Source organism: Paraburkholderia piptadeniae (assembly GCF_900007165.1).
Lineage (GTDB): Bacteria > Pseudomonadota > Gammaproteobacteria > Burkholderiales > Burkholderiaceae > Paraburkholderia > Paraburkholderia piptadeniae.
In genome coordinates this window covers 95,245-118,778 of record NZ_CYGY02000042.1, presented here as the reverse complement: position 1 = coordinate 118,778, position 23,534 = coordinate 95,245, and the positions used below count along the sequence as shown (strand labels likewise).

Below are 23,534 nucleotides of genomic sequence, written 5' to 3'. Positions count from 1 at the left end.
CTGTGCAAAAGATCAAGGTACTGTGCGTCGACGATTCGGCGCTGATTCGCAGCCTGATGACGGAAATCATCAACGGCCAGCCCGACATGACGGTCGTCGCGACCGCGCCCGATCCGCTCGTCGCGCGCGAACTCATCAAGCAGCACAACCCGGACGTGCTGACGCTCGACGTCGAAATGCCGCGCATGGACGGCCTCGACTTCCTCGAAAAGCTGATGCGCCTGCGCCCGATGCCCGTCGTGATGGTGTCGTCGCTGACGGAGCGCGGCTCGGAGATCACGCTGCGCGCGCTCGAACTGGGTGCCGTCGATTTCGTCACGAAGCCGCGCGTCGGCATTCGCGACGGCATGCTCGAATACGCGGAAAAGCTCGCCGACAAGGTGCGCGCCGCTGCCCGCGCGCGCGTGCGCCAGGCGGCGCCCGCACATCACGCGCCCGCAGCCGGTCAGGCCGCTGCGTCCGCCGCGCCGCACGCGCCGCTCCTCAACAACCCGCTCGTGTCGACGGAAAAGCTGATCATCGTCGGCGCGTCGACGGGCGGCACGGAAGCGATCCGCGAAGTGCTCATGCCGCTGCCGCCCGATGCGCCCGCCGTGCTGATCGCGCAGCACATGCCGCCCGGATTCACAAAATCTTTCGCGCAACGCCTTAATGGTTTGTGCCGGATTACCGTTAAAGAGGCTGAGCACGGCGAACGCGTGCTGCCGGGACATGCGTACATCGCGCCCGGTCACGCTCACCTGCTGCTGGCCCGCAGCGGCGCGAACTATATCGCGCATCTGTCAGACGACCCGCCCGTCAACCGGCATCGTCCGTCTGTCGATGTGCTGTTCCGCTCGGCCGCAGTGCATGCCGGGAAGAACGCCGTCGGCGTGATTCTCACGGGCATGGGGCGCGACGGCGCAGCGGGCTTGCTCGATATGCGCAAGGCGGGCGCGTATACGCTCGCGCAGGACGAAGCGAGCTGCATCGTGTTCGGCATGCCGCGCGAGGCGATCGCGATGGGCGCCGCGGATGAGATCGCGCCGCTGTCGGAAATGAGCCGGCGCGTGATGGCGCGTCTTGCTGCAATGGGTGATCGCGTTCAGCGCGTATGATGCGGCCTCGGCCAAATGATTGAGATGGGCCAGTGACCGCGCCATCTGGATTCGAAAAAGGAACAGGACATGGATAAGGGAATGAAGATTCTGGTTGTGGACGACTTTCCGACGATGCGCCGGATCGTCCGCAATCTGTTGAAGGAACTGGGCTACTCGAACGTCGACGAAGCGGAAGACGGCGCAGCCGGCCTCGCGCGTCTGCGCGGCGGCAGCTACGAGTTCGTGATTTCGGACTGGAACATGCCGAACCTCGACGGCCTCGCGATGCTCAAGGAGATCCGCGCCGATGCGTCGCTCGCGCATCTGCCCGTGCTGATGGTCACGGCCGAATCGAAGAAGGAAAACATCATCGCTGCCGCGCAGGCGGGCGCGAGCGGCTATGTCGTGAAGCCGTTCACGGCCGCGACGCTCGACGAGAAGCTCAACAAGATCCTCGAGAAGATGGCGAAAGCCGGGAGCTGATGTGAACCCATCGATCAACGAGCAAGGCGCCAGGGAAGACGGCACCGACCTCGCGACCGACCGCATCCTCGCACGCATCGGACATCTCACGCGCACGCTGCGCGATTCGATGCGCGAGCTGGGGATCGACAAGCACGTCGAGCGCGCGGCGGAAGCGGTGCCGGACGCTCGCGACCGTCTGAAATACATCGCGACGATGACCGAGCAGGCGGCCGAGCGCGTGCTGTCGTCGATCGAGGTCGCAAAGCCGATGCAGGAGCAGTTGCAGCAGGACGCGGCCACGCTCGACGCGCGTTGGGAGCAGTGGTACTCGGCGCCCATCGAGCGCGAGGAAGTGCGCGCGCTGATGAACGACACGCGCGCGTTTCTGCGCGGCGTGCCCGAAATCACGTCGGCGACCAACGCTCAACTGCTCGAGATCATGCTGGCGCAGGACTTCCAGGATCTGACGGGCCAGGTCATCAAGAAGATCACCGATGTCGTGTACCTGATCGAGCAACAGCTTCTCGGCGTGCTGATCGACAACATCGCGGCCGAGCGGCGCGAGCAGTTCGCGGCGACGGCGGCGCAGCTCGCGGCGGAAGCCCAACACGACCCGGTCTCGCCGACAGGCAGCCCGCAGAGCCTGTTGAACGGTCCGCAGATCAACCCGGAAGGCAAGCCCGACGTGTTGCAGGATCAAGGCCAGGTCGACGATCTGCTTGCCAGCCTCGGCTTCTAAGGCGTTCGGCTTCTTCTGAGGCCGGCCAGGACATGGCTGGCCTGCCCGCTGCGGCGGCACGCGCGAACCCGTGAGCGCCGTTTCGGCAACTTTCGCATCGATGCTCACTGCATCGCCGCGTGCCCGCTCGAACGGTCGCACACCGCTTCACTTCATCAACCGCTGGCATACTTACGGCCGGGGGAGGATGGCGTAGGACGGCGCTCGATGCCGTCTGACGCACGGCGCTCGCGTGTGCGGACGCGCCGTTTCCTCCTGAATGAACCGACCGGGTCCGTGAACTGCTAGCACTGTCCGGTGTCGATTGGCGGGAGGAATATAACCATGTCGATTAGCTTCAGCCGTGCCGCTGTCTTTTCAGCGCTTGGATTGTGTTGCGCGCTGCCGGGCCTGCTCGTCTCGCAGCCTGCCAGCGCCGCCCTGGGCGGCAGCCCGATGACGCCGCCCGCAGGGTCGAGCGCTACGACCCAGACGGTGCCCGCGCCGTCCGGCGTCGCCGTGATGCGCAGCGCGTCGGCCGGCTCCGCCGCGTCCGCTTCGTCTTCTTCCGCCAGCACCTCCGCGTCGTACACGGTGCGCGAGACCACGCTCGGCAACGGCACCGTCGTGCGCGAGTACATCTCGACGGCGGGCAGCGTCTTCGGCCTCGCGTGGAGCGGGCCGCAAATGCCCGACCTTTCCGACCTGCTCGGCAGTTATTTCCCGCAGTACGTGGCGGGCGTGACGAACGCACGCCAGTTGCGCGGCGGCGGACACGGCCCCGGCGTCGTGCAGGAGAGCGGGCTCGTCGTGCATTCGGGCGGCCATATGGGCGCTTTCTCCGGCCAGGCTTACCTGCCGCAAGCACTGCCGGCTGGCGTAAGCGGCACCGATATCAAGTAACGACGGGAGACGAACCATGCGATTTGCGAAGATCGAGAAGTCCATCCACGTCGTAAAGGCCGTGCTCGCCATTTGCGTCGTCTCGATGACGGCATTCGTCGCCGGATGCGGCGGCGGTGGAGGCGGCGGCGGGGGCGGAAGCTCGTCGTCCTCGTCGGGCGCCAACAGCGGCCCCAACCAGCAGCCGATTGCCGCCAATGCGCCGAACACGGCGGCCGTGACGGTGGACCGCGGCGTCGCGAACCTGATCAACATACCGACGGTCAGCGTGACCATCTGCCAGCCGAATACGCCACCGAGCAGCAACACCTGCACGACCGTCGACCATGTGCTGCTCGACACGGGCTCGTTCGGCGTGCGCATCGTCAATTCCGCGCTCGGCTCGCTCGCGAGCGCGCTGCCCATCCAGCAGGCGTCAGCGGGTGGTCAGCTCGCCGAGTGCACGCACTTCGCAGACGGCTTCACGTGGGGTACGACGCGCACGGCGACGGTGCAGATCAGCGGCGAGGTGGCGAGCAACATCCCGATCCAGGTGATCGGCGACCTTGACCCTTCGACGATTCCCTCGGGCGGCTGCGTCAACGGCGCGGCCGAGAACACCGCGCAGACGCTGGGCGCGAACGGCATCATCGGCATCGGCGTGGCGCCCTTCGATTGCGGAGCGGCCTGCTCGGTCCCGGCCAACGTCGCGCAGTTCAGTAACTACTACGCGTGCAACGGCACGAACTGCGTGCGCACGCTCGCGGAGCTGACGAAGCAGGTGGCCAACCCGGTGCCGAACTTCCCCGCCGACAACAACGGCGTGATCGTGCAAATGCCGCCCATCTCGGCGAGCGGCCAGGCATCGGCGACGGGAACGGTCGTGTTCGGCATCGGCACGCAGTCGAACAACGGCCAGGAACAGGGGATAACGATCTTTACGACCGATGCGTCCGGCGACCTCGTCAACAGCAAGTTCAACGGCACGACGACCAACACGTTCATGGACAGCGGCTCGAACGGCTACTTCTTCCAGGACGGCTCAATGCCGTTGTGCAGCAGTCCGGCGTCGTTCTACTGTCCGGGCACGACCCAGCAACGCACGGTCACGCTCGTCGGCGCGAACGGCGTGACGGGCGACGTGCTGCTCAACGTCGCGAATACGCAAAGCCTGTTGAGCGCGGGGAGCAACTTCGCGTTCAACGACCTCGGCGGGCAGATCGGCTCGTTGAGCGCGTTCGATCTCGGGCTGCCGTTCTTCTTCGGCCGCCACGTCTACTACGGGATGGACAAGCGCCCGTCGGGGCAAGCGCCGTTCGTCGCGTTCTCGTTGTGATCGCGTGCCGGCCCGCAGCCTCGCGGGCCGGCGCGTCGAACGGAAGCGGACGTTCCGCCGCTTCCGGTTCCCCGGCCGCGCATGTTCATGCCGCCCCATCGTTTGAAATACCCCCCTTTCCCCGCCTTTATCCGCCAATCGCCTCTCGACGTCTGCGGGAATAATCGCTCTGACTGAAAAAGGGCATGGTGCCCTTGCAGCCGGAGAACGCGTTGGCAGAGGATAGCGACCTCGAAAAAACCGAATCAGCCACCCCCCGGCGCCTCGACAAGGCGCGCGAGGAAGGGCAGGTCGCGCGTTCGCGGGAGCTGGCGACGTTCGCGCTCGTCGCAGCCGGGTTTCTCGGCGCGTGGGGCATGTCCGGCATGATCGGCGAGCACGTGCAGACGATGCTGCGCGCGGCCTTCACGTTCAATCACGAAACCGTCTTCGATACGAAGCGCACGCTGTCCGACGCGGGAGTCGTCGCGCGCGAAGGCCTCTACGTGCTGCTGCCGATGCTCGTGCTGACGGGCCTCGCCGCGCTGCTCGCGCCGATGGCGCTCGGCGGCTGGCTGCTGTCGACCAAATCGCTGTCGCCGAACTTCGCGCGTCTGAACCCCGTGACGGGCCTCGGCCGCATCTTTTCGATCAACGGGTCGATCCAGCTCGGCATGTCGCTCGCGAAGATCATCGTCGTCGGGCTGATCGGCGGACTGGCGATCTGGCACAAGCGCGACGATATCCTCGCGCTCGCGACGCAGCCGCTGCACGTGGCGCTGTCGAATGCAGGCCATCTGATCGCCGTGTGCTGCGCGATGACGGTCGCGGGAATGTTCGTGATCGCCGCGCTCGACGTGCCGTATCAGCTGTGGAACTTCCACAAGAAGCTGCGCATGACGAAGGAAGAAGTGAAGCGCGAGCATCGCGAGAGCGAAGGCGATCCGCATGTGAAGGCGCGCATCCGCTCGCAGCAGCGCGCGATGGCGCGGCGCCGGATGATGGCCAACGTGCCGAAGGCCGACGTTGTCGTGACGAACCCGACGCACTTCGCCGTCGCGCTGCAATACACGGACGGCGAGATGGGCGCGCCGAAGGTCGTCGCGAAGGGCGTGAACCTCGTGGCCGCCCGCATCCGCGAACTGGCGACGGAGCACAACATTCCGCTGCTCGAAGCGCCGCCGCTCGCGCGCGCGCTCTATCACAACGTCGAACTGAATCGCGAGATTCCGGGCGCGCTGTACGGCGCCGTAGCGGAAGTGCTCGCATGGGTCTATCAACTGCGCCGCTTCAAGGAAGACGGCGGCATTGCGCCTGTCGCGCCGACGGAGCTCGACGTTCCGCCGGAACTGGACAAGGGCGGCGTGCCGGACGACGAAGCGGACCAGGAAGCCGCCGATGCGCTCGGCGGCGACAATCAAGGTAACGGAGCATCAGCATGAACGCCCGCGCGGGTTTCCTTTCACGACGGCCGGAAGCGCTGAACGGCACCAACCTGCGGGCACTGGCGGGCCCGCTTCTGATCTGCATGATCCTCGGCATGATGATCCTGCCCTTGCCGCCGTTTCTGCTGGATCTGCTGTTCACGTTCAACATCGCGCTTTCCGTGATGGTGCTGCTCGTCAGCATGTACACGATGAAGCCGCTCGACTTCGCGGCGTTCCCGAGCGTGCTGCTGTTCTCGACGCTGCTGCGGCTGTCGCTGAACGTCGCGTCGACACGTATCGTGCTGCTCGAAGGCCATACGGGACCGGGCGCGGCGGGCGCGGTGATCGAGGCGTTCGGCCACTTCCTCGTCGGCGGCAACTTCGCGGTCGGCATCGTCGTCTTCGTCATCCTGATGGTCATCAACTTCATGGTGATCACGAAGGGCGCGGGACGTATCGCCGAAGTGTCCGCGCGCTTCACGCTCGACGCGATGCCCGGCAAGCAGATGTCGATCGACGCCGACCTGAACGCCGGCATGATCAACGAGGAACAGGCGCGCAAGCGCCGGATGGAAGTCGCGCAGGAAGCCGAGTTCTACGGCTCGATGGACGGCGCGAGCAAGTTCGTGCGCGGCGATGCGATCGCCGGCCTGCTGATCATGGTGATCAACATCATCGGCGGGCTGATCGTCGGCATCGTCCAGCACGGCATGGACTTCGGCGACGCGGGCAAGACCTACACGCTGCTCACGATCGGCGACGGCCTCGTCGCGCAGATTCCGTCGCTTGTCATTTCGACGGCGGCGGGCGTGATCGTGTCGCGCGTCGCGACCGACGAAGACATCGGCACCCAGCTCACGGGCCAGCTCTTCACGAACCCGCGCGTGCTGACGATCACGGGCTCGATCCTCGTGCTGATGGGCCTGATCCCCAACATGCCGCACTTCGCGTTTCTGCTGCTGGGCGGCGGCGCGATCCAGCTCGGCCGCGTGATGAAGAAGCGCGCCGCGCGGAGCAAGACGGCTGCCGCGCTCGTCGATGTCGTGCCGCAGGCGCTCGCGCCGACGGAAGCGGCGGAGGCCAGCTGGGACGACGTGACGATGATCGACGCGCTCGGCCTCGAGGTCGGCTATCGGCTGATCCCGCTCGTCGACAAGAACTCGGACGGCGAGCTGCTCAAGCGCATCAAGAACATCCGCAAGAAGTTCGCACAGGAAATCGGCTTCCTGCCGCCCGTCATCCATATCCGCGACAACCTGGAATTGCGCCCGAACGGCTACCGGATCGCGCTCAAGGGTGTCGAAGTGGGTGTCGGCGAGGCGTATCCGGGCCAATGGCTCGCGATCAATCCCGGCCAGGTCACGGCCGCGCTGCCCGGCACGCCGACCCAGGACCCGGCCTTCGGCCTGCCCGCGATCTGGATCGACACGAACCTGCGCGAACAGGCGCAGGTGTACGGCTACACGGTGGTGGATTCGAGCACGGTCGTCGCGACTCACCTGAATCACCTCGTCGTCACGCACGCAGCGGAACTGCTCGGCCGCCAGGAAGTGCAGGCGCTGATCGAGCGGATGCAGAAGGACGCGGCGCCCCTCGTCGACGATGTCGTGCCGAAGGTGATCCCCGTCGCGACGCTGCAAAAGGTGCTGCAGAACCTGCTGGAAGAAGGCGTGCCGATCCGCGATATGCGCACGATCCTCGAAGCATTGTCGGAGCACGCGCCGAAGCTCACCGATCCGCACGATCTCACGGCGGCCGTGCGTCTCGCGCTGGGCCGCGCGATCACGCAGCAGTGGTTCCCCGGCAATGGCGACATCCAGGTGATGGGGCTCGACGCGCATCTGGAGCGGCTCCTGAGCCAGGCGCTCAACACGGGCGCGAACCCCGGCCTCGAGCCGGGTCTCGCGAACACGCTGCTGATGGAGACGCAAAAGGCGATGACGCGCCAGCAGAACATCGGTCTCGCGCCCGTGATGCTCGTCCAGCATTCGCTGCGCGCGATGCTCGCGCGCTTCCTGCGCCGCAGCCTGCCGCAGCTGAAGGTGCTGTCATACGCGGAAGTGCCCGATACGCGGCATGTGCGGGTCGTCAACGTGATCGGCACGCAAGGGTGAGCCTGAGCGCGTTCGCGTGCGGTCCTCACGGGTCGTTCGCGGCGCTACGCCACAAGCGCCACGATCACCACGATCGCCGCCGCTGTCTCGCGGACAGGGCGTCCGATTCGAAGGACGGTCCGCGCTGCGCGGCCAGTCTCTTTGGCTGGCCCGCGCGGCGCCTTGATGCGCAAGGCTTCGCGTCCGTTGGAGTTGGTTAGCGTTGCGCGTTGCCGATCGGATCGGCCGGCTTCGACGATCGTTCCCGGCTTCCGGAGCAGGCGCCGAATGCGTGAATTGCCAGCGTTTCACCGTCTTTATTGCCCGATGGACGGTGGACGTCTTTCGCAATAATTCATTTCATCGGGAAACGGTATGTCGCCGATCCGCGCTGCTCATCGGAGAACCAGCTTGAACATTCGTAAATTTGTCGGTGCAACGAGTCGTGACGCGCTGCGTCTCGTCCGCGAGGCATTGGGCTCCGATGCAGTCGTATTGTCGAATCGCACGAATGAAGATGGGACCGTCGAGATCGTCGCGGTCGCCGACCGGGATCTGAACGCGATCGCGCCGCGCGCCCAGGAAAGCGCCGCGCTGACCACGACGGGCGCAAGCGCGCCGGCGGGCACAGCGCTGATAGCCGGTCCCGCGATGAACGCAGGCGCCGCCACGCGCGTGCCGATGCCCGTCAATCCGTACGCGAGCGGAATGCCCGACGTGTTCTCGTCGGTGTTCGGTGCGAGCCCGGAAGCGGGCACCGAGCGCATGTCCGCCGCGAGCGAAGAGAAGGCCGAGCCGCAAGGCACGATGGCGGCCGCCGGTGAAAGCACGGCAAGCGACAGCAAGCCGATGGGCGCATCGAACGCTGCGCGCGCAACCGACGACGTGCGCGTCGAACTGCGCCAGGAATCGCGCGGCGAGCTGCGCGCGGATGCATCGGCTGCACCTTCCGTGGCAAGCAAGCCCGCGATGCTGGAAGTGCCGGCCCGTCCGCGCACGATGGCCGAAACGAATCCGTGGCTGATCGATCACGCGCGTCGCATTGCGGCCAAGGACGTGGTCCCCGCCGCCAATCCGACGATGACGCCCGCCGCCGCGATCGCGCGCGGCCTAGGCACGCCCGTCGATCCGCGCGAGCCGGCCGTCAACGACGCGGCGACGCCCGAGTGGGCGCGCGAAGCCGCGCAACTGGCCGCGCGCCGCGCATCGCAGAAGAACCCGCACGCCGCGTACGAAATCGCAGGCGACATCGCCCACTCGGCCGACGCGCGCCGCAACGCAGCCGCCGAGATGACGCCGAAGTCGGCCGCCGATCTGATGGAATCGGTGAAATCGCGTATCGAGCAGATGGTCAACGAGACCGTGATGAACGAGCTCACGTCGATGCGCGGCATGATGGAAGAGCAGTTCGCGGGTCTGCTGTGGGCCGATCGCCAGCGACGCAGCCCGACGCATGCGGCCTTGACGAGGCATCTGTTCGCAGCCGGCTTCTCCGCGCAGCTCGTGAAGATGGTCATCGACAATCTTCCCGACGTCGAAAGCATGGACGAGGGCCTCGATTGGGTGAAGACGGTGCTCGAATCGAACGTGCCCGTGCTCGAGAACGAAGACGCGCTGATGGAGCGCGGCGGCGTGTTCGCACTGATGGGCCCGACGGGCGTCGGCAAGACCACGACGACGGCGAAGCTCGCGGCGCGCTGCGTGATGCGCTTCGGCGCAAGCAAGGTCGCGCTGCTCACGACCGACAGCTACCGGATCGGCGGCCACGAGCAGCTGCGCATCTTCGGCAAGATCCTGGGCGTGTCGGTGCATGCGGTGAAGGACACCGCCGATCTTCAGCTCGCGCTCTCCGAGCTGCGCAACAAACATATCGTGCTGATCGACACGATCGGCATGAGCCAGCGCGACCGGCTCGTCTCCGACCAGATCGCGATGCTGTGCCGCGCCGGCCAGCCCGTCCAGCGCCTGCTGCTGCTGAACGCAACGAGCCATGGCGACACGCTGAACGAAGTCGTGCAGGCGTATCAGAACGCGCCGGACCAGCAGCCGCTCGCCGGCTGCATCCTGACCAAGCTCGACGAAGCCACGAATCTCGGCGCGGTGCTCGATACGGTGATCCGCTACAAGCTGTCCGTGCACTACGTGTCGACGGGACAGAAGGTGCCCGAGAACCTGTACGTCGCGACGAAGAAATTCCTCATCAAGAGCGCTTTCTGCATTCCGCGTGACAACTCGCCGTTCGTCCCGCAGGACGAGGACGTGCCGGCGCTGCTGTCGGCGTTGTCGGCCCGTTCGACCGCCGATCTGCATGAGGTTCGCTTTGGATAAGTTTGTGCAGGATCAGGCGGAAGGACTGCGGAGGCTGCTCGCGCGCACCGGCTCGCGGGTCGTTGCGGTAGCGGGCGGCACGCGCGGCGTGGGCGCGACGACGACGGTGGTGAATCTCGCGGCGGCGCTCGCGGAGCAGGGCAAGGACGTGCTGGTGATCGACGAATGTCTGGGCGAGCGCTCGGTGAGCGCGACGCTCGGCGGCGTGCGGGGCACGGGCAATTTCTCCGCGGTGGTGCGGGGCGAGATGACGCTCGAACAAGCGGCGGGGCGGCATGCGCTCGGCTTCGCGGTTCTCGCTGCATCGCGCGGCAATTGCGAAAGCTGCACGAAGGAGCAACTGGGCGTGGTGTTGAGCGGATCGGCCGATGTCGTGCTGATCGATGCGCAGGTGGGCCGCGAGGGGGCGCTGTCGGCGCTCGCGAGTCAGTCGCATGACGTGATGGTCGTCACGCGCGTCGCGGCGCAGGCAATCACCGATGCATACGCGTGCATGAAGCGTCTGCACTTCTCGCATGCAATCGCGCAGTTTCGCGTGCTGATGAATCACGTGCAGAGCATCGCCGATGCGCACGTCGCGTTTGAAAACCTGGCGGGCGTGGCGGGGCGCTACCTCGCCGTATCACTGGAAGAGGCGGGCTGCGTCTCATCCGAGCCTTTGATGGCGCGAGCCATGGAGTTGTCACGCTGCGTCGTCGATGCGTTCCCATCGGCACCTGCTGCGCGCGACTTTCGGCATATCGCAGCCGAACTGCAGTACTGGCCGATGCGGCCAGCGATTTCGTCACGGGCGCACAGTGTGCCGCCGGCGGCGGTGACAGCGGCGCAATTCGCCGACCAACCGTCCGCGCAGCACGCCTGAAGGCGTGCAAGAACAAGGGGAGCACGATGTACAACGCTCAAGGAAAGATTTCGCAGGCCGACGTTTTGACGAAGTACGCGCCGCTGGTGCGCCGTCTCGGCTTGCAGCTCGTCGCGAAGATGCCGGCGAGCGTGGACCTCGACGATCTGATCCAGGCGGGCATGATTGGCCTGCTGGATGCGGCGAGCCGCTACAAGGAAGACCAGGGCGCGCAGTTCGAGACGTACGCGAGCCAGCGGATTCGCGGCGCGATGCTCGACGAGTTGCGCAGCAACGACTGGCTGCCGCGCAGCTTGCGCCGCACGTCGCGCGAGGTCGAGACGGCCGTGCACAAGGTCGAGCAGACGCTGGGCCGGTCGGCGAGCGAGACGGAGATTGCCGAGCATCTGAAGATGCCGCTCGAAGAGTATCAGTCGATGCTGCAGGACCTGCACGGCAGCCAGCTGATCTACTACGAGGACTTCGATCGTTCCGCTGACGACGAGCCGTTTCTCGACCGCTATTGCGTCGACCACTCCGATCCGCTGTCGGCGCTGCTCGACGAGAGCTTGCGCGGCGCGCTGGTCGAGGCGATCGAGCGGCTGCCGGAGCGCGAGAAGCTGCTGATGTCGCTTTACTATGAGCGCGGCTTGAATCTGCGCGAGATCGGGGCGGTGATGGAGGTCAGCGAGTCGCGGGTGTGTCAGCTGCATTCGCAGGCCGTCGCACGGTTGCGGACTCGCTTGCGCGAGCAGGCTTGGGCTTCGGCGGAGACGAACTGATTTTTTGTTTTTGCCCCTGCGGGCGGCTTGTTCTTTCTTTCTGCTAGAGCCGATCTTTTTTAAGGTCGGCTTTTTTGCTTTTTTGTTTTGGTCTTTTTAGCGTGCCGCTGGCATCCGCGTATGCGCCTCGCGGCGCGGGCGTTGCCCCTGTGCGGGGCGGCACCTACTTTTCTTTGCCGCCGCAAAGAAAAGTAGGCAAAAGAAAGCGGGCTCACACCGCCAGTGCTTGACCTTTACCCACGGGCTCTCAACGTCCCCGTGTTTCACGCGACAGCATCCTGCTCCACATGCGTTACCAGCGCACTACTTAAGCGCCTCACCTGCTTCATGCACCCGCGTTGCGGCCCGCGACATCGCAGATCTTCACACCCCTTTGCGGCAAACTGTGTGTAGGCATTCGCACCGCACAGAACACACGCGCTACGCGATGCTGCTACAAGTGCGGGCGTTGCCCTGTACGACACAGCAACCCACATTCACTACCGACATGCGGCGCCGAAACGTTCGATGCCCTTAGCGCTGCCACATGTGCTTGAAGCGGGTCAGGCGTTTATCCAGGACGTTGGCAACGAACATCGGCTAACACACTGCCGCATGAAGGATGGGGACGTTGAGAGCCCGTGGGTAAAGGTCAAGGACTGGCGGTATGAGCCCGCTTTCTTTTGCCTACTTTTCTTTGCGGCGGCAAAGAAAAGTAGGTGCCGCCCCGCACAGGGGCAACGCCCGCGCCGCGAGGCGCAATCGCGGATGCCAGCGGCACGCTGAAAGCACTAAAGCAAACAGCGTCGCAGACAAAAGCAAAAAGCAAAACCGGCACCCAAAGGCACCGGTCGATTAAAAAGCAGAGAGGGGATAAGAAGGAGGACAACCCCTTAAAACCAGATCAAATCCCCGCAAATGCCGGAACCCGCCCATCCGGCCCATAAAGCGCGCCGCGCTCCGGCCCAACGGCGACATTAAGCGCGGCAAGCGCCCGCCGGTTATATTCCATGCGAGTCCGGATCAACGCGCCGTTCGTGGTGTTGAACCGCTTAGCGCGTTCGACGGCCTTTTGCAGCAACGACCACTGCGTAGCAAGCCGCGAATCGTTGGCGACCGCCATCTCCATGCCTTTCCATCCCGTCGGATAACCAAGCTGCACGAGCTGCGAATCGCGTACCTTCTCAAGGGTCGAGAGCCTTTCCACCAACTCCATCTTCTTTTCGACGATGGGCGGCAGCGTCTCGATGGGATGCACCGTGGTCAGCGCCTTTTCCTCGGCTGCGAGGACGGAGGCAAACAGCTCCACAGCGGAATATTCGTCGATGACGGTGGCAAGCAGGGCGTCTTTCATCACTAACAACTCGCTAGGCAGCGGCTCGCGCCGCGCGCAAAACCGGATTCATCACACATGCCGCCCGGCTCCCGGCGCACCGCATCGGTACGTCGATCAGTTGCCGGCCGACAGGCTCTTCTGTTGCAGCAGTTCGCGCGCCGTCGCCAGCACGCCATCGGCGATCTTGCCGGAGTCGATCGTCAACGTGCCGTCCTTGATCGCCTGCTTGATCGATTCGACATGCGCCGTATCGATGTCCGATGTGCCCGCGCTCGCCAGGCTCTGCAGATGCGACGACAGTCCCGACAGGTTCACATTGGCGTCGCCCGACGCGCCCGTGGCCGTCGATGCGCTCGACGTCGCCGTGCTCGCACCGCCCGTCGCGGCGGTATCGCCTTGCTGCGTGCGCTGCAGCCCGTCTTTCAACGTCCGCAGGCCAGATTGGGTAGTGGAATCAACTTTCACGATTGGCTTCCTGATCGATTTGAATGTGATATCGGCAATCACACCGTCGAACTTTAGCGCAATCGATCAGACACGTTTTTCAAGTTGTAACCGGGCGCGGCACGTCGTCAGAGCTGGATTTCGACGGTTCCGCCGTCTTTCACGATGCCCTGCACGATCTGCCCGCTCGCCATCTTCACCTTCACCGGCTGGCCCGGCGACGCATTGTTCATCACGCTGCCTTCCGCCGAAATCGAAAAGCCCTGGCCCTGCGCGACCACTTTGACCGACTGGCCGATCGTCACCGACTCGGCGCTCTTCAGCATGTCTCTGCGCAGCGGCAAGCCCGCCGACACGCGCATCAGCGCGACCGAGCCGACCGCCTGCGCGGGATCGGTAATCACAGCTTGCGGCAGGAGCGTCAGATCGCCGTCGCGGGCGACGAGATCGGCGGCCGTCAGCAGTTCGCCCGGACCGATCGCGCGCGACGCCAGGTAGTAAGTCGCGTGCACCGATACCTTCGCCTGTATGTAAAGCGTCCACGGACGCTCGCCCGCGCAGCGCACGCCGACCGTCGTGCGGCCCCACAGGCGCGCGCCTGTCGGCAAGAACGGTTCGAGCGTCGTGCACGCCGCGAGACCGCGCGGAAACACCGTCGCCACGCTGATCTCGACCTTGCCCGGCAATCCCGCCGATTGCTGTTGCAGATAGGCGAGCGCGGCCCGGCGGATCGATTCGCCGTCCTGCTGTCCAGCGGGAACGGGCGCGGCAGGCTGCGCCGCCGCATGAGCCTGAGGCTGAAGTTGCGTCTGAAGTTGCGTCTGAACTTGCGTCTGAACTTGCGCCGGCGCAGCAACGGAAGGCGCGGACGCCGCCGCGTTATTGCGCAAGGCGACGCCGCGAGGCTGCGTCGTCGCTGCATTCGGGAAGGCATTGCCAGCGGGAGGATTCACGGCGATCGGCTGCACGGCCGCTGTCTGACGGGCGGCGGCCTGGGCCGGCGCGACCACCACGGGCATCACCTGACGCGAGGTCGGTTGCAGGCTCACGCGCATCATGCCCGGCGCGTTTGCCGCGACGGCGGATTCCCTCTGCGCGACGGCTTCGGCAGCGCCGGGAATCACGATCGCGCCATCGGCGTGCGCGGCTTGCGCGAAGCGGTCGGCATCGTTGCGAGGATTCGGGCCGAGCATTGGCGGCACAACGGCAGGAGCGGCAACGCCCGGAGTGGCAACGGCGGGCGCAGTGGCGCGCGGCGCGGGCGCATTCATGCGCTCGGCCATCGCCTGAAGTTCGGCGGGATTCTTCTCTGCCGGTCCGGCGATCACGATCGGAGCGCCGTTCTCTTGCGCATGCGCATGCGAGACGACGGCACAGGCGCCGACCAGCACCATCGCCGACAGCGCGCGGGCAGCGCGCGCACCCGCGCGGCGAGCGTGGCGCGAAGCGGTGGCGAAAGGCGAGGGCATGGTCGTTCTCCATCTGATGCATCGGTACGAATCGCATTCTAGAGATAGGCCACCTCGCGGAAACGGTGAATAGAGGCGTCCTTCCCCGGCTATTCGTCCGATTAAGTCTTGCGCCCCGCCCATAAGATGCATCACATGCGAAAAGGCCATCCCGGCCCGCGCGGACGAAACGCCTGCTATCAGACTGCGCGTTTCGGCGTGAGCGAACGGGACGCCTCGGACCGTTCAACGGAGAACTGAATGCTCGACAAACTCGATGCCGAATTTGCCTTTGGCCGCCAGGCGCTCGACGTGCGCGCCTATCGGCAGGAGCTGCTGTCGTCGAACGTCGCGAATGCAGACACGCCTGGCTACAAGGCGCGCGACATCGACTTCGCGTCGGCGCTGGCCGGCTCGCTGAAGAAAAGCGGCGGCACGACGGCGGGCGCGTCGAACAACGCAACGCTCGCGATGACCAAGCCGGCGGGCGTGACCCAGGGCATGTCGATGGCCTCGACGGAAGCCGGCCACATGACGGGCAAGGCGCGTCTCATCGCGACGGGCGGCCCGACCGACGACTTCGGCAAGGTCGCCTACCGCATTCCGACGCAGCCCGCGCTCGATGGCAACACCGTTGATCTCGATGCCGAGCGCGTGCAGTTCGCCGACAACTCGCTGCACTTCGAGGCGGGCATGACGGTGCTGTCGCAACAGATCAAGTCGATGCTGGCGGCGATCACGTCGAACAGCTGATGGAATTGCGCTGCCGCCGGCACAGGCGGCGGCGCGCTGGATCAACGCTAAAAACCAGAACGCTACGGGATTAGACGCCGGTGCGCCGGCAAGAGAGGTCGAAAAGCCATGCCATCCCTGATGAACATTTTCAATGTCGCCGGCTCGGCGATGTCCGCGGAGTCGCAGCGCCTGAACGTGACGGCGTCGAACCTCGCGAACGCCGACAGTACGACGGGCCCCGACGGCAAGCCGTACAAGGCGAAGCAGGTCGTGTTCGCCGTCAATCCGATCGGCGGCGCACGCACGGGCTCGGGCCAGCAGATCGGCGGCGTGCAGGTGAAGGGCGTCATCGACGATCCGACGCCGATGAAAACGTCGTATGACCCCGGCAATCCGGCCGCCGACGCAAACGGTTACGTGACGCTGCCCAACGTCGACCCCGTGCAGGAAATGGTCAACATGATTTCGGCTTCGCGCTCCTATCAGGCCAACGTCGAAACGCTCAACACCGCGAAACAGCTGATGCTGAAGACGCTCACGATCGGAACCTGAGGAGAGCCTTCTTGACTACGCAAACCACGATCGGCAACAACGGCACGACGGTGTCGCAGACGCTGCTCGATACGATGAACGGCACGAACAGCGCGTCGTCGTCGAGCAGCGCTTCGAGTGCGACGTCGGGCAGCAACCTGCAGAACACGTTCCTGCAACTGCTCATCGCGCAGATGAAGAACCAGGACCCGACCAATCCGATGGATAGCTCGCAGATGACCTCGCAGCTCGCCGAGATCAACACGGTGACGGGCATCCAGCAGCTGAACACGTCGCTGACCTCGCTCGCGTCGCAGCTCACGACGAACCAGCAGACGCAGGCCGCGAATCTCATCAGCACGACGGTGCTCGCGCCGGGCGACAGCTTCTCGGTGGCGTCGGGCAAGGCGACGGGCTTCGGCGTCACGCTCGCTTCCGACGCGACGGACGTGCAGCTCACTGTGAAGAACTCAGCGGGCCAGGTGGTCAACACGATCGATCTCGGCAAGCAGTCGGCGGGCACGATTCCCATCGGCTGGACGCCCGTCGACAAGAGCGGCAATGCGCTGCCCGACGGCACGTACACGTTTACGGCCACCAGCACGTCGGCGAGCGGCACGGGTTCGCCCGCCACGCTGTCGGCGGCCACGGTGCAAGGGGTCATCAAGCAGACGGACGGCACGCCAGGCCTCGTCCTTTCGAACGGCAAGACGGTCGGCCTGTCGACGGTCGCCGCCATCATCTAAGCGCATTCGGCATCACGGGATACGGAGACCTCCATGGGTTATCAACAAGGGTTGAGCGGACTGGCGGGCGCATCGAGCGACCTCGACGTCATCGGCAACAACATCGCGAACGCGAACACCGTCGGCTTCAAGCAGGGACAGGCGCAGTTCGCCGACATGTACGCGAACTCGATCGCGACGGCCGTCAACAACCAGATCGGCATCGGCACGCGCCTGTCGGAAGTCGAGCAGAACTTCTCGCAAGGCACGATTTCGACCGATGACATCGCGCTGCACGTCGCGATCAACGGCAACGGCTTCTTCCAGATGTCGAACAACGGCTCGCTGACGTACTCGCGCAACGGCGTGTTCCAGCTCGACAAGAACGGCTACATCGTCAACGCCGACGGCCTCAAGCTGATGGGCTACGCGGCGAACCAGAACGGCATCATCAACACGGCGGGCACGGTGCCGCTGCAGGTGCCGACGACCAATATCGCGCCGACGGCCACGAAGACCATCACGGCGGGCCTGAACCTGAACGCGCAGGACGCCCTCGTGCTCGGCACGCCGAGCGTGACGGGCACGAGCGCGACCGTCTCGAGCAACGGCGTGACCGTCTCCGACGCGACGCAGGGCACGAACGCGGACACGTACACGATCACATTCAACGGTGCGGGCGGCTATACGGTCACGTCGTCGGCGGCCGGCTCGACGCCCGTGACGGGCACGTTCAGCAGCAACTCGCCGATCAAGCTCGGCAACGGTGAAACGATCACGCTGACGGGCACGCCGACGGCGACGGACAAGATTACCGTTACGCCGACCGCCAAGAACTTCGATCCGAAGGACAACACGACATACAGCTACACGACTTCCGTGCCCGTCTACGACTCGCTCGGCGGCGAGCAGCAGGTCGACATGTACTTCGTGAAGACGGCGGCGGGCTCGTGGACCGTCTATGCAGGCAAGGACGGGAACGTGCCGACGACGCCGATCGGCACGATGAACTTCGATACGTCGGGCAACCTGGTCAGCACGAACTCGGTGATGGCGACCACGTCGAATCTCGCGTTCGCGTTCCAGATCCCGAACACCGACGGCTCGGCGACGCCGCAAACGCTGACGCTGAAGATCGGCGGCACGACGCAGTTCGGCAGCAAGGATGGCGTGAACGCGCTGACGCAGGACGGCTTCGCGGCCGGCCAGCTGACCAACTTCACGATCGGCACCGACGGCATCATCACGGGCAACTACTCGAACGGTCAGACAGCGGCGCTCGGCCAGGTCGCGCTCGCGACCTTCGCGAACCAGAACGGCCTCATCAACCTCGGCAACAATCAGTTCCAGGCGACGGCGGCTTCGGGCGTCGCGGTGGTGGCGGTGCCGGGCTCGACGAATCACGGCTCGCTGCAAGGCGGCGCGACCGAAAACGCGAACGTCGATCTGACGAGCGAGCTGGTGAACCTGATCACGGCGCAGCGCAATTACCAGGCGAACGCTCAGACGATCAAGACCCAGCAGGCCGTCGACCAGACGCTCATCAACCTGTAACGCTGACGCACCGACACCATCATGGACCGGCTCATCTACACCGCGATGTCGGGTGCGACGCAGGCGCTCGAACAGCAGGCCGTGGTCGCGAACAACCTCGCGAACACCTCGACGACGGGCTTTCGCGCGCAGCTCGCGACGTTCCGCGCCGTGCCGATGGCGTTCGGCGACGGCAGCACGATTCAGGACGACACCACGCGCACTTTCGTGCTGTCGTCGACGCCAGGCGCGGACTACACGCCCGGCCCGATCCAGCAGACGGGCAACCCGCTCGACGTCGCCGTCCAGGGACCGGGCTGGCTATCCGTGCTGACGCCGGACGGCTCGGAAGCCTACACGCGCGCGGGCAACCTGCACGTCGACGAAAACGGCCAGCTCGTGACGGCCAGCAACATGCCCGTCGTGGGCGGCGGCGGCCCACTGTCGGTGCCGCCCGGCTCGCAGGTGACGATCGGCCGCGACGGCACAGTGTCGGCGCTGATCCCGGGCGATCCGCCGACGTCGATCGCGATCGTCGATCAGCTGAAACTGGTGAACCCCGCTCCCGCTTCGCTCACGCGCGGCGACGACGGACTTTTCCGCACTGCCGACGGCAATCCGGCGGACGCCGATCCGAATGTCGTCGTCGCGGCGGGGGCGCTCGAGGGCAGCAACGTGAATCCGGTGGCGGCGATGGTCTCGATGATCACCAACGCGCGCCAGTTCCAGATGCAGACCAAGATGATCGAGTCCGCCGACCAGAACGAACAGTCTGCGAACAAGCTGCTCGACTTCAGCTAACCCGACACGGATTCAACGGATGGGACAAGAGCAAGGTGCTCTGCATGGGGCTGGAGTAAGCGCCAAAGGACTAACTCCAGCCGACAGCTAAAGCACCAACCCTGGTCCACACACGAGAGAAAAGAAATGAACCGCTCACTCTATATCGCCGCCACGGGCATGAATGCGCAACAGGCGCAGATGGACGTGATCTCGAACAACCTCGCGAACGTCAGCACGAATGGCTTCAAGGGCTCGCGCGCCGTGTTCGAAGACCTGCTGTATCAGACGATCCGCCAGCCCGGCGCGAACTCGACGCAGCAGACGGAACTGCCCTCGGGCATCCAGCTCGGCACGGGCGTCCAGCAGGTCGCGACCGAGCGCCTGTACACGCAGGGCAACCTGCAGCAGACGGGCAATTCGAAGGACGTCGCGATCAACGGCCAGGGCTTCTTCCAGGTGCTGATGCCGGACGGCACGAACGCCTACACGCGCGACGGCTCGTTCCAGACCAACGCGCAAGGCCAGCTCGTCACGTCGAGCGGCTATCAGGTGCTGCCCGCGATCACGATTCCGCAGAACGCGACGTCGCTCACGATCGGCAGCGACGGCGCCGTGTCCATCACGGTCGCGGGTTCGAGCACCACCCAGCAGATCGGCGCGCTGCAACTGGCGACCTTCATCAACCCGGTCGGCCTCGACGCAAAGGGCGAAAACCTGTTCGCCGAAACGTCGTCGTCGGGTGCGCCGAACATCACGACGCCGGGCCTGAACGGCGCGGGCACGCTGAATCAGGGCTACGTCGAATCGTCGAACGTGAACGTCGTGCAGGAACTGGTCAACATGATCCAGACCCAGCGCGCGTATGAAATCAACAGCAAGGCCGTGACGACGTCGGACCAGATGCTGCAGACGCTCGGCCAGATGCCGGTTTGAGCAGGCTGAGCGGTTGAAAGCAGGAATCAAACAGGCGGTAATCAAGATGTCGCACTTCACCCGTACCCCGGTCCTTCTGCGCAGCGCGCGGGCAGCCTCGATGCTCGCGTGCGCCGGCGCGCTCGCAGCCGCGCTCGGCGGCTGCGGGCTCGTGCCGAAGCAGCCGATCACCCAGCAGCCGATGTCGGCGCTTCCGCCGACGCCGCCCTCGCTGCAGACGCCCGGCTCGATCTACAACCCGGGGTACGCTGGCCGGCCGCTGTTCGAAGACCAGCGGCCGCGCAACGTCGGCGACATCCTGACCATCGTCATCGCCGAAAACATCAACGCGACGAAATCGTCGGGCGCCAACGCGAACCGCGATGGCACGACGAAATTCGGCGTGCCGACGGCCGGGTTTCTGAGCGGCTTCTTCGGCAAGGTCAACCTCGACGCGAGCGGTGACAACACGTTCAAGGCGGCGGGCGGCGCGAGCGCGGCGAACACCTTCAACGGCACGATCACCGTCACGGTGACGAACGTGCTGCCCAACGGCAATCTCGTCGTAAGCGGCGAAAAGCAGATGCTGATCAATCAGGGCAACGAGTTCGTGCGCTTCTCGGGCGTCGTCAATCCGAACACCATCAACGGCCTGAACGCCGTCTACTCGACGCAGGTCGCGGACGCGAAGATCGAATACTCGGCGAAGGGCTATATCGACGAAGCCGAGAACATGGGCTGGCTGCAACGCTTCTTCCTCAACGTCGCGCCGTGGTGATCATGCGTACCGTTTCTATCTTCGGCCCGGTTTTCAGCTTCGCGACGCGCGCACTGGCAGTGGTCGCGCTCGCCTGCGCGGCGCTGCCCGTCACGACGCACGTCGCGCACGCCGAGCGCCTGAAAGACCTCGCGCAGATCCAGGGCGTGCGCGACAACCCGCTGATCGGCTATGGCCTCGTCGTCGGTCTCGACGGCACGGGCGACCAGACGATGCAGACGCCGTTCACGACGCAGACGCTCGCGAACATGCTCGCGAACCTCGGCATCTCGATCAACAACCAGCAGGCGGGCGCGAGCAACTCGGGCGCGAATGCCCTCTCCAGCATGCAGCTGAAGAACGTCGCGGCCGTGATGGTGACGGCCTCGCTGCCCGCGTTCGCGCGTCCCGGCGAAGCGATCGACGTCACGGTGTCGTCGCTCGGCAACGCGAAGAGCCTGCGCGGCGGCACGCTGCTGCTCACGCCGCTCAAGGGCGCGGACGGCGCGGTGTACGCACTCGCGCAGGGCAACATGGCCGTCGGCGGCGCTGGCGCGAGCGCGAACGGCAGCCGCGTGCAGGTGAACCAGCTTGCGGCGGGCCGCATCGCGGGCGGCGCGATCGTCGAGCGCTCGGTGCCGACGACGATCTCGCAGGCGGGCACGATGCAGCTCGAACTCAACGACATGGACTACGACACGACGCAGCGCGTGACGTCCGCGATCAACAACGCGTTCGGTTTCGGCACGGCCGTTGCGCTCGACGGCCGCACGATCCAGCTGCGCGCGCCCGCCGATCCGGCGCAGCAGGTCTCGTTCATGGCGCAGTTGCAGAACCTCGACGTGAAGCCCGCGCAGGCCGCCGCGAAGGTGATCCTGAACGCGCGCACGGGCTCGATCGTGATGAACCAGATGGTCACGCTGCAAAACTGCGCGGTTGCGCACGGCAATCTGTCCGTGATCATCAATACGCAGCCGGTCGTGAGCCAGCCGGGCGCGTTCTCGAACGGCCAGACGGTGGTCGCGCAGCAGTCGCAGATTTCGATGAAGCAGGACAACGGCGCGCTCAAGCTCGTCACGGCGGGCGCGAATCTCGCGGAAGTGGTGAAGGCGCTCAACGCGCTCGGCGCGACGCCCGCCGATCTGATGTCGATCCTCCAGGCCATGAAGGCAGCGGGTGCGCTTCGCGCCGACCTCGAGATCATTTAGGGTCTGTTTGCATATGAAACGTACATGCGAACGCCCGAAACCGGGCGCAGGGCAAGGAGCAAGGAGCGCCGTTTGGCCGCGCCAAATAAACGACGCGCGACGCCGCCATGCGCCCGGTTTCGGGCGTTCCCCTGGAATGAATGAATTCAGAAGTCAGGGGTTGCCCCGTAAAGGGCCGCTCGCTGCGTCGCAGTCCTTGCGAGCGGCCCTTTACGGGGCAACGCATGCACGTTTCATATGCAAACAGACCCTTGGGGAACACCGAGAATGAACTCCGACACGACACGCAACGCAGCGAATGACCTGACGAACCGCTTTGCGCTCGACGTGCAGGGCTTCGACGCGATGCGCGCCCAGGCGGCCGCGAATCCGCGCGAGGCGATGAAGTCGGCGGCGAAGCAGTTCGATGCTGTCTTCACGCAGATGATGTTGAAGAGCATGCGCGACGCAACGCCGTCCGACGGTCCGTTCGATTCGCACGACATGGCGACCTACACGTCGATGATGGATCAGCAGCTTGCGCAGCAGATGTCATCGAAAGGAATTGGCGTCGCCGATGCGATGCTCAAGCAATTGATGCGCAACTCGGGCATGTCCGCCGACGATGCAAACGCGGGCAACAACGTCGCACTCAATGCGCTCGCAAAGGCGTACGCGAATCCCGCGAGCAACGGCGCGCTGCGGATGGGCCGCGGCTATACGGCGAACAGCGCGCTGACGCCGCCCGTGCACGGCGACGGCTCGTCGGAAAAGGTCGATGCGTTCGTCGACAAGCTCGCAGCGCCCGCGCAGGCGGCCAGCGCGGCGACGGGCATTCCGGCGCGCTTCATCATCGGCCAGGCCGCGCTCGAATCGGGCTGGGGCAAGCGCGAGATCAAGAAGGCGGACGGCACGACGACCCACAACATCTTCGGCATCAAGGCCACCGACGACTGGACGGGGAAGACGGTCGCGACGGTCACGACCGAGTACATCAACGGCCGCCCGCAACGCGTGGTCGAGAAATTCCGCGCGTACGACTCGTACGAGGAAGCGATGACCGATTACGCGAGCTTCCTGAAGTCGAACCCGCGCTATGCGCAAGTCATCAATTCGTCGCGCGACGTGAACGGCTTCGCGCAGGGCATGCAGCGCGCGGGCTACGCGACCGATCCTCACTACGCGAAAAAACTCATCTCCATCATGCAGAAGATGGTGTGACGCTGTTTCCGGA

22 protein-coding genes are annotated in these 23,534 nt (G+C 65.3%); 19 read left to right on the top strand and 3 right to left on the bottom strand.

Going from position 1 to position 23,534, the window contains the following annotated elements; translation table 11 throughout:
- Positions 1–2 precede the first annotated feature (2 nt).
- The 10 genes from BN2476_RS22220 (at position 3) to BN2476_RS22175 (ending at position 11,930) form a co-directional block, all read left to right on the top strand.
- The gene (locus BN2476_RS22220; protein WP_162497888.1) at positions 3–1,097 is read left to right on the top strand and encodes a protein-glutamate methylesterase/protein-glutamine glutaminase; all 1,095 of its coding nucleotides are present in this window, start codon (positions 3–5) and stop codon (positions 1,095–1,097) included.
- A gap of 69 nt (positions 1,098–1,166) precedes the next feature.
- Positions 1,167–1,562, top strand: coding sequence for a chemotaxis response regulator CheY (cheY, locus tag BN2476_RS22215; protein ID WP_087736316.1), 396 nt, complete (start codon positions 1,167–1,169; stop codon positions 1,560–1,562).
- 1 nt (position 1,563) lies between these two features.
- Positions 1,564–2,283 (top strand): protein phosphatase CheZ, encoded by a 720-nt coding sequence (gene cheZ, locus BN2476_RS22210; RefSeq protein ID WP_087736315.1) that lies wholly within the window; start codon positions 1,564–1,566, stop codon positions 2,281–2,283.
- 324 nt (positions 2,284–2,607) lie between these two features.
- Positions 2,608–3,165, top strand: coding sequence for a DUF2844 domain-containing protein (locus BN2476_RS22205; protein WP_087736314.1), 558 nt, complete (start codon positions 2,608–2,610; stop codon positions 3,163–3,165).
- A 16-nt stretch (positions 3,166–3,181) separates the two neighbouring features.
- Positions 3,182–4,480 (top strand): DUF3443 domain-containing protein, encoded by a 1,299-nt coding sequence (locus BN2476_RS22200; protein ID WP_087736313.1) that lies wholly within the window; start codon positions 3,182–3,184, stop codon positions 4,478–4,480.
- Between the two features lie 212 nt (positions 4,481–4,692).
- Complete coding sequence (gene flhB, locus BN2476_RS22195) at positions 4,693–5,901, top strand: flagellar biosynthesis protein FlhB (protein WP_087736342.1); 1,209 nt, start codon at positions 4,693–4,695, stop codon at positions 5,899–5,901.
- Positions 5,898–8,000 carry a flagellar biosynthesis protein FlhA gene (flhA, locus tag BN2476_RS22190; protein ID WP_087736312.1) on the top strand — a complete coding sequence of 701 codons (2,103 nt, stop codon included), beginning with the start codon at positions 5,898–5,900 and terminating at the stop codon, positions 7,998–8,000. Before flhB ends, flhA begins: the two co-directional genes overlap by 4 nt.
- A gap of 390 nt (positions 8,001–8,390) precedes the next feature.
- Positions 8,391–10,307 carry a flagellar biosynthesis GTPase FlhF gene (flhF, locus tag BN2476_RS22185; RefSeq protein ID WP_087736341.1) on the top strand — a complete coding sequence of 639 codons (1,917 nt, stop codon included), beginning with the start codon at positions 8,391–8,393 and terminating at the stop codon, positions 10,305–10,307.
- Positions 10,300–11,169 carry a MinD/ParA family ATP-binding protein gene (locus BN2476_RS22180; protein ID WP_087736311.1) on the top strand — a complete coding sequence of 290 codons (870 nt, stop codon included), beginning with the start codon at positions 10,300–10,302 and terminating at the stop codon, positions 11,167–11,169. The genes flhF and BN2476_RS22180 overlap by 8 nt, the downstream gene beginning before the upstream one ends.
- Before the next feature lie 26 nt (positions 11,170–11,195).
- On the top strand, positions 11,196–11,930 hold the full coding sequence (locus tag BN2476_RS22175) for an RNA polymerase sigma factor FliA (protein ID WP_087736310.1): 735 nt from the start codon (positions 11,196–11,198) through the stop codon (positions 11,928–11,930).
- An 883-nt stretch (positions 11,931–12,813) separates the two neighbouring features.
- Here the strand turns inward: BN2476_RS22175 and BN2476_RS22165 are convergent.
- The 3 genes from BN2476_RS22165 to flgA all read right to left on the bottom strand — a co-directional run bounded on the left by BN2476_RS22165 (position 12,814) and on the right by flgA (position 15,158).
- Positions 12,814–13,263 carry a flagella synthesis protein FlgN gene (locus BN2476_RS22165; protein ID WP_087736308.1) on the bottom strand — a complete coding sequence of 150 codons (450 nt, stop codon included), beginning with the start codon at positions 13,261–13,263 and terminating at the stop codon, positions 12,814–12,816.
- Positions 13,264–13,359: 96 nt separating this feature from the next.
- Positions 13,360–13,710 carry a flagellar biosynthesis anti-sigma factor FlgM gene (flgM, locus tag BN2476_RS22160; protein WP_087736340.1) on the bottom strand — a complete coding sequence of 117 codons (351 nt, stop codon included), beginning with the start codon at positions 13,708–13,710 and terminating at the stop codon, positions 13,360–13,362.
- Between the two features lie 107 nt (positions 13,711–13,817).
- Positions 13,818–15,158, bottom strand: a complete 1,341-nt coding sequence (gene flgA / locus BN2476_RS22155) for a flagellar basal body P-ring formation chaperone FlgA (RefSeq protein ID WP_087736307.1) — start codon at positions 15,156–15,158, stop codon at positions 13,818–13,820.
- 240 nt (positions 15,159–15,398) lie between these two features.
- Between flgA and BN2476_RS22150 the strand changes: the two genes are divergently transcribed.
- From BN2476_RS22150 to flgJ, 9 genes are all read left to right on the top strand, one after another.
- Positions 15,399–15,890, top strand: a complete 492-nt coding sequence (locus BN2476_RS22150; protein WP_087736306.1) for a flagellar basal body rod protein FlgB — start codon at positions 15,399–15,401, stop codon at positions 15,888–15,890.
- Between the two features lie 108 nt (positions 15,891–15,998).
- Positions 15,999–16,424, top strand: coding sequence for a flagellar basal body rod protein FlgC (flgC, locus tag BN2476_RS22145; protein WP_087736305.1), 426 nt, complete (start codon positions 15,999–16,001; stop codon positions 16,422–16,424).
- Between the two features lie 11 nt (positions 16,425–16,435).
- Positions 16,436–17,149, top strand: a complete 714-nt coding sequence (locus BN2476_RS22140; protein WP_087736304.1) for a flagellar hook assembly protein FlgD — start codon at positions 16,436–16,438, stop codon at positions 17,147–17,149.
- Positions 17,150–17,182: 33 nt separating this feature from the next.
- Positions 17,183–18,682 carry a flagellar hook protein FlgE gene (locus tag BN2476_RS22135; RefSeq protein WP_087736303.1) on the top strand — a complete coding sequence of 500 codons (1,500 nt, stop codon included), beginning with the start codon at positions 17,183–17,185 and terminating at the stop codon, positions 18,680–18,682.
- 21 nt (positions 18,683–18,703) lie between these two features.
- Positions 18,704–19,462, top strand: coding sequence for a flagellar basal-body rod protein FlgF (gene flgF / locus BN2476_RS22130; protein WP_087736302.1), 759 nt, complete (start codon positions 18,704–18,706; stop codon positions 19,460–19,462).
- Between the two features lie 126 nt (positions 19,463–19,588).
- Positions 19,589–20,377 (top strand): flagellar basal-body rod protein FlgG, encoded by a 789-nt coding sequence (flgG, locus tag BN2476_RS22125; protein ID WP_087736301.1) that lies wholly within the window; start codon positions 19,589–19,591, stop codon positions 20,375–20,377.
- Between the two features lie 46 nt (positions 20,378–20,423).
- Positions 20,424–21,134: a flagellar basal body L-ring protein FlgH gene (gene flgH, locus BN2476_RS22120; RefSeq protein ID WP_087736300.1), complete on the top strand. Its 711-nt coding sequence runs from the start codon at positions 20,424–20,426 to the stop codon at positions 21,132–21,134.
- A 2-nt stretch (positions 21,135–21,136) separates the two neighbouring features.
- Complete coding sequence (locus tag BN2476_RS22115) at positions 21,137–22,321, top strand: flagellar basal body P-ring protein FlgI (protein ID WP_087736339.1); 1,185 nt, start codon at positions 21,137–21,139, stop codon at positions 22,319–22,321.
- A 267-nt stretch (positions 22,322–22,588) separates the two neighbouring features.
- A complete protein-coding gene (gene flgJ / locus BN2476_RS22110) occupies positions 22,589–23,521 on the top strand; it encodes a flagellar assembly peptidoglycan hydrolase FlgJ (protein WP_087736299.1) in 933 nt (310 codons plus the stop codon).
- The last annotated feature ends 13 nt before the right edge of the window (positions 23,522–23,534 follow it).